Source organism: Pseudomonas fluorescens NCIMB 11764 (genome assembly GCF_000293885.2).
Lineage (GTDB): Bacteria > Pseudomonadota > Gammaproteobacteria > Pseudomonadales > Pseudomonadaceae > Aquipseudomonas > Aquipseudomonas fluorescens_B.
Map to the genome: position 1 here is coordinate 4129192 of NZ_CP010945.1, position 12142 is coordinate 4141333.

The 12142-nt window shown below is 62.3% G+C and carries 9 protein-coding genes; 2 read left to right on the plus strand and 7 right to left on the minus strand.

Features of this window, described 5'->3' with window-relative positions:
- The first annotated feature begins 3 nt into the window (after positions 1 to 3).
- Positions 4 to 1419, plus strand: a complete 1416-nt coding sequence (locus tag B723_RS19060; protein WP_017339200.1) for a Y-family DNA polymerase — start codon at positions 4 to 6, stop codon at positions 1417 to 1419.
- Entirely contained in the window at positions 1395 to 4493 is a 3099-nt protein-coding gene (locus B723_RS19065; protein ID WP_162491067.1) for an error-prone DNA polymerase, read from the plus strand. The genes B723_RS19060 and B723_RS19065 overlap by 25 nt, the downstream gene beginning before the upstream one ends.
- Positions 4494 to 4718: 225 nt before the next feature.
- Here the strand turns inward: B723_RS19065 and B723_RS19070 are convergent, their stop codons facing one another.
- From B723_RS19070 to B723_RS19100, 7 genes are all read right to left on the minus strand, one after another.
- Complete coding sequence (locus B723_RS19070) at positions 4719 to 5381, minus strand: flavin reductase family protein (RefSeq protein ID WP_017339198.1); 663 nt, start codon at positions 5379 to 5381, stop codon at positions 4719 to 4721.
- 12 nt (positions 5382 to 5393) lie between these two features.
- Positions 5394 to 6881 carry an amidohydrolase family protein gene (locus tag B723_RS19075; protein WP_017339197.1) on the minus strand — a complete coding sequence of 496 codons (1488 nt, stop codon included), beginning with the start codon at positions 6879 to 6881 and terminating at the stop codon, positions 5394 to 5396.
- Positions 6878 to 8074 (minus strand): amidohydrolase family protein, encoded by a 1197-nt coding sequence (locus B723_RS19080; protein ID WP_017339196.1) that lies wholly within the window; start codon positions 8072 to 8074, stop codon positions 6878 to 6880. Before B723_RS19080 ends, B723_RS19075 begins: the two co-directional genes overlap by 4 nt.
- A 132-nt stretch (positions 8075 to 8206) precedes the next feature.
- Positions 8207 to 9259 (minus strand): extracellular solute-binding protein, encoded by a 1053-nt coding sequence (locus B723_RS19085; RefSeq protein WP_017339195.1) that lies wholly within the window; start codon positions 9257 to 9259, stop codon positions 8207 to 8209.
- Positions 9260 to 9276: 17 nt separating this feature from the next.
- Positions 9277 to 10065: an ABC transporter permease gene (locus tag B723_RS19090; RefSeq protein WP_017339194.1), complete on the minus strand. Its 789-nt coding sequence runs from the start codon at positions 10063 to 10065 to the stop codon at positions 9277 to 9279.
- Positions 10062 to 10979: an ABC transporter permease gene (locus tag B723_RS19095; protein ID WP_017339193.1), complete on the minus strand. Its 918-nt coding sequence runs from the start codon at positions 10977 to 10979 to the stop codon at positions 10062 to 10064. The genes B723_RS19090 and B723_RS19095 overlap by 4 nt, the downstream gene beginning before the upstream one ends.
- A gap of 1 nt (position 10980) precedes the next feature.
- Complete coding sequence (locus tag B723_RS19100) at positions 10981 to 12066, minus strand: ABC transporter ATP-binding protein (protein ID WP_017339192.1); 1086 nt, start codon at positions 12064 to 12066, stop codon at positions 10981 to 10983.
- Positions 12067 to 12142 lie beyond the last annotated feature (76 nt).

Sequence of the window (12142 nt, forward strand, 5' to 3'; positions counted from 1 at the left end):
GCCATGCGCTGGGTGTGCATTCTTTTCCCGCAATTGGCGCTGGACGCGGTACTGCGTCAGCGCGCCGACCCCGATGAGCCACTGGCGCTGCTGACCGGCCCGGCGCAACGTCGGGTGTTGCAGGCGGTCAACGTTTCGGCGCGGGCGCTGGGCTTGCGACCCGGTCAGTCGATGACCGCCGCCCAGGCGTTGAGCAAAGGCTTTGTCACGGCGGAATACGACGCTGCCGAGATCGAACACTGGCAGCAGTTTCTCGCCGCGTGGGCCTACCGCTTCAGTTCCCAGGTCAGCGTGCATTACCCGCGAGCGGTGGTGTTTGAAATCGAGTCCAGCCTGGGGCTGTTCGGGGACTGGCCGCAACTCGAAGCACGATTGCGCGCCGAACTCGGCGAGCTGGGGTTTCGGCACCGGATCGTTGCGGCCCCCAACCCGGTGGCGGCGCGGATTCTGGCCAATGCCTATGACAGTCTGGTGGTGCCCGACGACCAGGCCTTGCAGCATCATCTGGGGCAATTGCCCGTCGACCGGATCGGGCTGGAGACCAGCGTCGCCACGGCGTTGTCGCGCATGGGGTTGCGCACCTTGAGCCAGGTGCAGGCGTTGCCCCGGCACAGTCTGGCCCGGCGTTTCGAGTCTCAGGTGCTCAAACACCTCGATGCCCTGTCTGGCACGCGGCGACTGGCCCTGGCGTTCTACCTGCCACCGGACCGTTTCGATGTGCGCATCGAACTCAATTTTGACGTGCAGTCCCATCAGGCGCTGCTGTTTCCGTTGCGCCGGTTGACCGGCGATCTGTCGGCGTTCCTGTGCGGTCGCGACAGCGGCGTGCAACGTTTCGACCTGCACCTGGAACACGCCGGGTTACCTGACAGCGTGATCAAGGTCGGTCTGCTCAGCGCCGAGCGCGATCCGGCAATGCTCTTCGAATTGGCCCGAGGGCGCCTGGAACAGGTTCAGGTCGAGGCGCCGGTGCGCGGTTTTCGCCTGCGCGCCGAAGACTTGCCGGCCTTCGTTCCCCAGTATCAGGAACTGTTCGACGATCGTCCGCAGCAGTCCCTGCCCTGGGAGCAACTGCGCGAACGCTTGCGCGCGCGGTTGGGGGATGACGCGGTGCAGGGCTTGCGGTTCCAGGCCGATCACCGGCCGGAGTGTGCGTGGCAGGCCAGTGCCGACAGCCAGCGTTGCGGGGGGATGTCGGGCGTGCAGCGTCCGGGTTGGTTGTTGACTGAACCACAGGCGGTGCACGAGGGTTCGACGCGTATCCTCATGGGCCCGGAGCGTATTGAGTCCGGTTGGTGGGACGGCGGCGACGTGCGCCGCGATTACTACCTGATCGAAACCCGTTCCGGCCAGCAGGGCTGGGCCTATCGCGCAGTCGGTGAGGACGGCCCGTTGTGGTTGCAGGGCTGGTTCGCATGAGCATCGGCTATGCCGAGTTGCACTGCCTGTCGAACTTCAGTTTCCAGCGCGGTGCTTCCAGCGCCCTTGAACTCTTTCAGCGGGCAAAAAAACAGGGCTATCAGGCGCTGGCGATCACCGATGAATGTACCCTGGCGGGCATCGTCCGCGCCTGGCAAGCGGCCAGATCCGTGGAACTGCCGCTGATCATCGGCAGCGAAGTGCGTATCGAGAACGGTCCGAAACTGGTGCTGCTGGTGGAGAACCTCGAGGGCTACCAGAACCTGTGCCGGCTGATAACCCGAGCGCGGCGGCGCACGCAGAAAGGTCAGTACCAGGTGCTGCGGGAGGATTTCAGCGAGCCATTGCCGGGACTGCTGGTGTTGTGGGTGCCGGATGCGGTCGATGATTTTCAAAGCGGCCATTGGCTGAAACAGACGTTCGCCAAGCGCCTGTGGCTGGCGGTCCAGCTGCATCGCGGCCAGGACGATAGCCGACGGCTGAACGAGCTGTTGATGCTGGCGCGGGAACTGCGCATCCCGGCAGTGGCCAGCGGCGATGTGCACATGCACTCCCGTGGCCGACGCGCCTTGCAGGACACCATGACCGCCATCCGTCATCACGTGCCGGTGGCCGAAGCCGGGTTGCGCCTGCACCCCAATGGCGAGCGGCATCTGCGCAGCCTCGATGCCTTGCAGTCGATCTACCCGCAAGCGTTGCTCGATGAAACGGTGACCATTGCCCGGCGTTGCACCTTTGATCTTGGCCAGTTGCGTTATCAGTATCCGCGCGAACTGGTGCCGGAAGGTCACAGCGCCGCGTCCTGGCTGCGCGAGTTGACCGAATGCGGCATTCGCGAGCGCTGGCCCGAAGGCGCGAGCGAGAAGGTGCGCGGGCTGATCGACAAGGAGCTGGGGCTGATCGCCGAGCTGGGGTACGAAAGCTATTTCCTGACCGTGCAGGACATTGTCGCCTTCGCCCGACGCGAGAAAATTCTCTGTCAGGGGCGAGGTTCTGCGGCCAACTCGGCGGTGTGTTTCGCCCTGGGCATCACCGAGATCGACCCGGAGCGCATGAACATGCTGTTTGAGCGCTTTCTCTCGAAGGAGCGCAACGAGCCGCCGGATATTGATGTGGATTTCGAGCACGAACGCCGCGAAGAAGTCTTGCAGTACGTGTTCCAGCGTTATGGCCGGACCCGTGCGGCGCTGACCGCGGTGGTCAGCACCTATCACGCGGCCGGCGCGGTACGCGACGTGGCCAAGGCGTTGGGTTTGCCGCCGGACCAGATCAATGCCCTGGCCGATTGCTGCGGCCACTGGAGTGATGAAACGCCACCCGTGGAGCGCCTGCTTGAAGGGGGTTTCGACCCCGACAGCCCGGTGCTGCGCCGGGTGTTGGGCTTGACGCAACAGCTGATCGGTTTCCCCCGGCACCTGTCCCAGCACCCCGGCGGCTTCGTCATTTCCGAGCAGCCGCTGGACAGCCTCGTGCCGGTGGAAAACGCGGCGATGGCCGAGCGCACTATCATCCAGTGGGACAAGGATGATCTTGATGCGGTCGGGCTGCTCAAAGTGGATATTCTGGCCTTGGGCATGCTTAGCGCGATTCGTCGTTGTTTCGACCTGCTGCGCCGTCATCGCAACCTGGACTTGAGCCTGGCGACGGTGCCCTCCGAAGACCCGCAAACCTACGACATGATCAGCCGTGCCGACACCATCGGCGTGTTCCAGATCGAATCCCGGGCACAAATGTCGATGCTGCCCAGGCTCAAGCCCCGCAAGTTCTATGACCTGGTGATCGAGGTGGCGATCGTTCGCCCGGGACCTATTCAGGGCGGGATGGTGCATCCGTACCTGAGGCGGCGAAACAAGGAAGAGCTCGAAAGCTACCCCTCCGAAGAGTTGAGGGAAGTGTTGAAACGTACTCTCGGTGTGCCGCTGTTTCAGGAGCAGGTCATGCAGATTGCAATTGTCGCCGCCAGCTACAGTCCCGGCGAAGCGGATCAGTTGCGCCGCTCCATGGCGGCCTGGAAACGTCACGGTGGTCTCGAACCGCACAAGGATCGCCTTGCTGCAGGCATGAAGAAAAAAGGCTACACGCCAGAATTCGCCGCGCAGATTTTCGAGCAGATCAAAGGCTTTGGCAGCTATGGATTCCCCGAGTCCCACGCCGCCAGTTTTGCCTTGCTGACCTATGCCAGTTGCTGGTTGAAATGCCACGAACCGGCAGCCTTCGCCTGCGCGCTGATCAACAGCTGGCCCATGGGTTTCTATAGCCCGGACCAGATTCTGCAGGACGCTCGCCGGCATCATTTGCAGATTCGCCCGGTGGACGTGCGCGCCAGCGACTGGGATTGCAGCCTCGAACCGATTATCGGCGCGCAGCCGGCGATTCGCATGGGGCTGCGGATGATCAAGGGTTTTCGCGAAGACGATGCGCGGCGAATCGAAATCGCGAGGTCGAAGGGGGCGTTTATCGACATCGCCGACCTCGGCGAACGGGCGCGGCTCGATGCCCGTGCGCAGGAGCAACTGGCCGATTCCGGCGCGTTGCGAGGGCTGGCCGGTGATCGGCATCGGGCGCGCTGGGAGGTGGCGGGGGTGCAGAAACAATTGGGTTTGTTCGCCGGTTTGCCGAGCCAGGAAGAGGACGCGGTGGTGTTGCCCAAACCCACGGTCGGCGAAGACCTGCTGGCGGATTACAACAGCCTCGGCACCACCCTCGGCCCGCATCCGTTGGCCCTGTTGCGCGGCGAATTGAAAGCCCGGCGTTGCCGCAGTTCGAGGGAGCTGCTGGAGGTCGAGCATGGCCGACCGGTCAGCGTCGCCGGGCTGGTGACCGGTCGCCAGCGTCCGGGCACCGCCAGTGGCGTGACCTTCGTCACCCTTGAGGACGAGTTCGGCAACGTCAACGTGGTGGTCTGGCGTGACCTGGCTGATCGGCAACGGCAGGTGTTGGTCGGATCGCAGTTGCTCAAGGTCGATGGGCGCTGGGAGAAGGAAGGCGAGGTGCGGCATTTGATTGCCGGGCGTTTGAGTGATTTGAGCCCGCTACTCGACGGCATCCATGTGCGCAGCCGGGATTTCCACTGACCTGTGGCGAGGGGGAGCTTTTGTGTGAGGGGATTTTGTGGCAAGTGAGCTTTTTTGTGGCGAGGGGATTTATCCCCGTTGGGCTGCGCAGCAGTCGTAAACCCGGTGAGCGCGGTTAATCTGAAACTATTGCGGTAGCTGGTTTTAGGGCTGCTTCGCAGCCCAACGGGGATAAATCCCCTCGCCACAAAAGCTCCGTCGCCACAGGTTTTGTGTGGCGGCTGCTTACTTGGAAACAGGCCAAAACCGCTCGCCACCCCCCGGTGCATCCGTCCACGCCTGCAACGAGCGGGTCGGCAAGTCGAAATAATCCCGGGTACGCGCATACCCATGCCCACCCATCCGCCCGATCGCATCGAGTCCCAGTTGATCGATGTACAGGGTTTTCGGGTCAATCAGTTCGTCTCGCACATGGGCCATCAGCACTTCGCCGAAGATGATCTCCCGAGACTGCCCGATGGACAGCGCCATCATTCGTCGGCACTCCAGTGCAACGGGCGCCTCGCCGATGCGAGGGCATTTCACGGTGGTTCCGGGAATGGCCGTGAGGCCGGCGGCGGTCAGTTCGTCGAAGCCGGGGGCAAAGGGCACGGCGCAGACGTTCATGGCTTCCACCAGCGCATCGCTGACGATGTTGACGGTGAATTCCTGATTGAGCTGGATATTGCGGGTGGTGTCCTTGGGGCTTTGGTCGCCGTAGTTTTCCACGCCCAGTGCGAGGATCGGCGGGTCGGCCGACAGCGCATTGAAGAAGCTGAACGGTGCGGCGTTGATTCGTCCTTCGCCATCAATCGTGGTGACCAGGGCGATAGGGCGAGGCACCACGCTGCCGATCAGAATCTTGTATTTGTCCCGCGCACTCAGGGTGCGGAAGTCGAAGCTTTGCATGGGCAGAAATCTCTAGAGAAGGGGATCCATTGCGCTCAGCGGCGCGTGTGCGCTGTAGTCGTCGGCGAACGGGATGGCCGGTTTGAACAGGGTTTTCCAGTCCGGTTGGCCAAACGCCCGATCGCTGTGGCTGCGCATCAGTGTTTCGAATTGTCGTTGGGCCTGGCGTTGCAGGTCGGGGTAGTCGATGCCTTGAACCTGACCGTCCTGCATCACGCAGCGGCCATCAATGAAACTGGCGATGCAGTCGTCACCGCGCCCGGCCAGCACCAGGTTCTTCAGCGGATCGAACAGCGGCCCCAAATGCAGGCCGCGAAGACTGAACACCGTGATGTCGGCCTTGCACCCCGGCGCCAGTCGGCCGAGATCATCACGCCCCAGCGCCTTGGCCCCGCCGAGGGTGGCTGCGTTGTACATATCCAGCGTGCTGGTCAGCGAACCACCGCCCTCCATCAAACGAGCGATGTTCAACCCCTGACGCATGTTCTCCAGCACATCCGCCGGCCAGGTGTCAGTGCCCAGCGCAAAGTTGATGCCCTTGGCCCGATAGCGCCCGAACGAGTTCAGTGCCTCGCCGTCCCGGGTAAACACCACCGGGCAATGCACCAGGCTCGCGCCGCCATGCACCACCCGTTGCAGGTCTTCATCACCGTGGGTGTAGATGCCGTGGGGCAGCAGGCTGCGCGGCGTCAGCAGACCCAACTGCTCCAGCCACGCCAGCGGCGAAACACCGCGCAACTGCTCAACCATCGCCACTTCGCCAAGGCCCTGACAGCAATGCAAACGCATCGGCGCTTTCAGCTCATGGCTCAGCGCGGCGGTGCGATGCAGCAGCGCCGGGGTGCAGGTCTGGACGCGATCCGGCAGCAGCGCGCCACGAATCAGACCGTCATGTGAACTGTCAAAATCCTCGAAAAACCGCACCGCCGCGTCGAGCCCGGCCATGCCCCGTGCTTCATCCCAGTGATGCCCAAGGCTTCCATCGGCGCGCCAGTAACTCATGCCGCTCATGTAGCAGGGGCCAAGGTAAGTCCGCAGTCCAAGCTCGGCGGCCACACCGGCCACCGCAGCAAATTCGTCGTAGGTCTCGGCCCACTCGCGGTAGTACATCGAGGTGATCGGCATGGCGGTGGTGATGCCATTTCGGATCAACTGCGTGAAGGCGTAGCGGTACTTGAAGACTTCTTCATCCGCGGTGTAACTCTCCCGTGGACCGGCGGCCAGATAGTCTTCGGACCACATCCGGCCCATGTCGCGCTCATCGCCGTTGTCCAGCGTCAGCACCGTGGAATCGAGGTCGCCGAGTGCATCCAGGTCGATGAAACCGGGGCCGATCAGCGCGTTGCCGTAATCGATCCACTGATCCACCGGCCCCGGGTAATCACGCCCGACAAACACAATCCGCGAGCCTTCGAACACCACTTCGCCGTCGCGCCACAGCACATGCTGCGTGCCGTCGAAACCGACCACGCAGCTGCTTTTCAGGCCAATGCGCTTCACAAACGGCTTTCCAGCAGTCGGCCGCTGGAGGCAATCAGCTCGCCGCGCCGGTAAACCTGGCGCACGGGCCGCGAAACCACCGCTTCACCCAGCGTCTGCACCGGCATCAGCAGGAAGTCCGCCGGTTGACCGGTCTCCACGCCAAAATCTTCACAGCCCAGCGCCAGCGCGCCATTCACGGTCGCCGCTGCAAACGCCGCCGCGAGTTCCTCGTCCTTGTTCAGGTCGAAACGAAACGCCAGCAGCATCGCCCGTTCCAGCATGTCGCCGTTGCCCATGGGTGACCAGGCGTCACGAATACCGTCCGAACCCAGGCACACATTCACCCCGGCCTCGCGCAATGCCAGGAACGGCGGCACCGCGCAATCAGCGGGAGCCGAACTCATCAACGAAATCCCCAGCGCCGCCAGTCGTTCGGCCACCGGTTTGACCTGACTCCACGGCAGCATTCCGAGGCAATACGCATGGCTGATCATTACCCGTCCATGACGCCCGTAATGCTCGGTGTAATCGGCGATCAGCGCGATCTGCCAAAGCCCCAGTTCACCTTTGTCGTGCAGGTGAATGTCGACACCACGGTCGAATTCGCTGGCCAGTTTGAACACGAAATCGAGCTGGGCGACGGGGTCGTTGTCGATGCCGCAGGGGTCGAGGCCACCGACGTTTTCCACGCCCAGGGCCATGGCTTCGCGCATCAGTCCGGCGGTGCCGGGACGGCTGATCAGACCGGTTTGCGGGAACACCACCAGTTGCAGGTCGATCAGGTCGCGGTAGCGTTCGCGCAGTTGTTGCATGGCTTCGACATGGCGCAAACCGAAGTCCGGGTCGATGTCGACGTGGCAACGCATGGTCAGGGAGCCGCGAGCGATGCAGTTTTCCAGCAGGGCGCCGGCGCGTTCGGCGATGGGACTCTTCACGTCACGCAGCACGCGGCGCTCGTTGGTGATGTAATCCTTGAGCGTCGGCCCGGCGCTGTTCGGGCGCCAGGGTTGGCCCCAGAGGGTTTTGTCGAGGTGGACGTGGCTTTCCACCAGGGCCGGGGTGAGCAGTTGGTTCTGGCCGTCGATGTCGGTGGCGGTCAGGGCCGCGGACGATGCCGGGCGGCGCTGTTTGAACAGGCCGTTTTCGATCAGCAGGTCTTCGGCGGTGGAGCCGTAGGGGCGCACGTTGCGCAGCCAGCGGGGTTGGGTCATTTCAAACCTCTGATTCTGTGTTGTGTGTCAGGGCCTCATCGCTGGCAGGCCAGCTCCCACATTGGATCTGCGGCGTTCACAAAACGCCTGTGGGAGCTGGCCTGCCAGCGATGGCCGCGACTCGGTGTTAAGTCAGCCCTTGAGCTTCGACCAGATTCGGTCCTGCAGCGCCCGCGCCTTGTTGCTGCACTCTTTCTCGGGGCGCAGGCTCGAGGCGAACTCGTCGGGCATGTTGATCGCATCCATGACCCGCCATTTGGCGTCGATCAGCTTGTCGCTCTGAATGCCGTTGTCATAGGCGATGGCGTTGGACACGGCGGCGGCGTTTTCCGGTTTCATCATCCAGTCGATGAAGATCTTCGCGTTGCCGGGGTGCGGGGCGCTTTTTGGCACGGCGAAGTTGTCCTGGAACATCGCCAGGCCTTCCTTCGGATACACGTATTTGATCGTGCTCTTCTGCAAGGTGGCGCGGGCGGTGGAGCCGTTCCAGTTCTGCATCATGATCACTTCGCCGGAGGCCATGCGGTCGACGGTGTTGTCCGAGCTGTACATCTTCAGGAACGGCTTCTGCTTTTGCAGCAGCTCCAGAATGCGCTTGGCGTCCTGGGGGTTTTCGCTGCACTCGTCGACGTTCAGGTAGTGGCTGGCGGCATTGATCACGCTGCTGGACGTATCGAGGGCGGCGAGTTGCCCCTGCAGTTCCTTGCGCGGTTCGAAGAACTCTTTCCACGAGTCGTCGAGTTTGCCGCCGGGCACGCGTGCGCTGTCATAGGAAAACCCGGTGGTTCCCCACAGATACGGCGCCGAGAACTTGCGGCCAGGGTCGAAGCTCGGGTCGCGAAACGCTGGTTTGACGTGTTTGAAATTGGGCAGGGTCGACGCGTCGATTTCCAGCAGCAGGTCCTGATTGATCAGCGTGCGCATGATCGACTGCGACGGCACGATCACGTCATACGCCGCGCCGCCGGCCTGCAACTTGGCGAGCAGGGTTTCGTTGCTGTCGTAGCCGTCCATGGTGACCTTGATGCCGGTCTCCTTTTCGAACTTGGCCAGCAAGTCCACGGGGTAGTAATCGGTCCAGTTGTAGAAGAACAGTTCCTTGGGCTCGGCGGCCTGAACGCTGAACGCAGTGAAGCAACTGAGGGCCAGACCGGCGACACCGTAACGCATGCTTTTTGTTTTCATAAAAGAACGCTCCAGGATTATTGGTTTTTGCCGCGCTGTCCCAGCCAGAAGGCCAGCACCACCAGCACGATGGAAATCACCAGCATCAGGGTCGAGATCGCGTTGATCTCCGGCGTCACGCCGGCCTTGATCGCCGAGAAGATGTACACCGGTAACGTCGTCGAACCGGGACCGGCCACAAAGAAAGTCATGATGAAATCGTCGAGGCTGACCACGAACGCCAGTACCGAACCGGATAACACCGCCGGCCACAACAACGGCAACGTCACCCGGCGGAACACCTGCCACGGGTTGGCGTACAAATCGTTCGCCGCTTCCAGCAGGCTTTTGTCCAGGTCATTCAACCGCGCGCGGATCGGCAGGTAAGCGAAGGGAATGCAGAAGCCGATGTGCGCGATGATCACCGTCAGCAAACCGAGCTTGATCCCCAGCGCCATGAACAGCAGCAACGTGGCCACGGCGGTGACGATCTCCGGCAGGATCAGCGGCAGGTTGATCCCGCCCTCGACCATTTTCTGCCCGTAGAACGGCCGGTAAGTCGCCAGCGCCGCGAGCAGCGCAATGGCCGTGGCACAAACCGTGGCGATGCTGGCGACGATGATCGAGTTCAGCGCGGCGGTCTGGATCGACGGGTTGGCCAGAATCCGCCCGTACCAGGCGAACGAAAACTCGGTCCATACCGTCGCCGAGCGATTGGCGTTGAAGCTATAAGCAATCAACACCAGGATCGGCACGTACAGATACGCCAGGATCAGCAGGCTGACTTCGCGGGTCAGCGGCAGTTTTTTCAGGTGCAGGGCGATCATGCGGTGGCTCCCCGACGAAGCGTTTTGGCAGCGCTGCGGCTATAAAGGGCGTACAGCACCAGGGACAGCAGCAGAATCCCCAGCAACAGGAACGACAGCGAACTGCCCAGCGGCCAGTTGCGGGCGGTGCCGAACTGTTGCTGGATCAGGTTGCCGATCATCAGCGTCTTGCCGCCGCCGAGAATCGCCGGGGTGATGAAGGCGCCGAGGCTCGGCACGAACACCAGCAACGCACCGGCAATCACGCCGGGCATCGACAGCGGCAGGATGATCCGCTTCAGTGCGTGCCAGCGATTGGCGCCGAGGTCGTAGGCGGCTTCCACCAGACGCCAGTCGAGTTTTTCCAGGGTCGAGTAGATCGGCAGAATCATGAACGGCAGGAAGCTGTAAACCAGCCCGACGCTGACGGCGAAGTCGTTGTAGAGCAGGGTGATGCCGCCCGCCTGCGGGAACAGCGCGTTGAGGCTCTGGGCAACCCAGCCGTGTTCGCGCAGGATGATCAGCCACGCGTAGTTGCGGATCAGCAGGTTGGTCCAGAACGGAATGGTGATCAGCAGGACCATGAGGTTGCGCCGGCGCGGGGTCAGGCTCGACATCCACAACGCCACCGGAAAGCCGAACAGGAAGCACAGCAACGTCGTGCCGCCGGCCTGGAACACCGAGCGCAACAACGCCTGGGCATAGACCCAGTTCGGTTCCAGTTCACCGTCGAAACCTTCCTGGAAAAACAGCTGCACGTAGCTTTGCAATTGCCAGTCGGCCTGCCAGTCGACACCGCCATACACGTTGCGCGGCAGCAGGCTGATGTAGCCCATGATGCCCAGTGGGATGGCGATCAGCGCGAGCAAGGTCAACACCACCGGGCTGAGCAACAGCGCGCGGTTGAGAGCGGGAGAAGTGCTGCTGACGCTCATCTCAGGCCTCCATCAACAGGCAGGCGTGGGGCGGCAGGTTGACCGCGATGCGATCACCGACCACCCGGCCGCGGTTCAGGCCTTCGTTGTTTTCGCGCAGCATGACCTTGATGTCGTTGTTCAAGCGGCATTGGTAGAGGGTCGCGGTGCCGACATACAACACCGCTTCGATCACGCCGCGAAGGTGATGCGGTTGTTCCGGTTCAACCAGTTGCGAACGCTCCGGGCGGAACGCCAGTTGCACGTTGCTGCCGTCGAAGCCCTGGTCCGGGCAGGGGATTTCCACCGGCATGCCGCTGGGCACGAAAAGTTTTTCGTTCTGCAGGCCGCGCTTGAGGTGGCCGGGCAGGAAATTGATGTCGCCGATGAACTGCGCGACGAACTGATGCTGCGGCCGTTCGTAGATATCGTTGGGCGTGCCGATCTGCAGGATCTTGCCGGCGGACATCACGGCAATGCGATCGGACAAGGTCAGGGCTTCTTCCTGATCGTGGGTGACGAAAATGAAGGTGATCCCGGCTTCCTTCTGCACGCGCTTGAGCTCGACCTGCATCTCTTTACGCAGCTTGAGGTCCAGCGCCGACAGGGGTTCATCCAGCAACAGCACTTTGGGCTTCGGCGCCAACGCCCGGGCCAGGGCCACGCGTTGTTGCTGACCGCCGGACAATTCGGCGGGTTTGCGCCTGGCCAGGTGTTGCATCTGCACCAGCGCCAGCATCTCATCGACGCGCTGAGGAATAACCTTGTGATCCAGGCCCTGCATCTCGAGGCCGAAGGCGATATTCTGCGCGACAGTCATATGCGGAAACAGTGCGTAACTCTGGAAGACGGTGTTGACCCGGCGCTTGAACGGCGGCAAATCATTGACCGGCTCGCCCGCGAGACGAATGTCGCCCTCGCTGACGTGTTCGAAACCGGCGATGGTGCGCAGCAAGGTGGTTTTGCCGCAGCCGGAAGGACCGAGCAGGGTGAAGAATTCGTTGTCGGCAATGTCGACTGAAACGTTGTCGAGGGCGGGAGCCAGCCCCGGATCGTCGAAATACCGCTTGGAAACGTTACGCACTTCGATGGCGATTGGTTGACCCATAATGGTGCAATCCTCTAATTATTGTATGCAATATCTGGATGCAATCTACAAATAACCGGATTAATCTGCTCGTGCA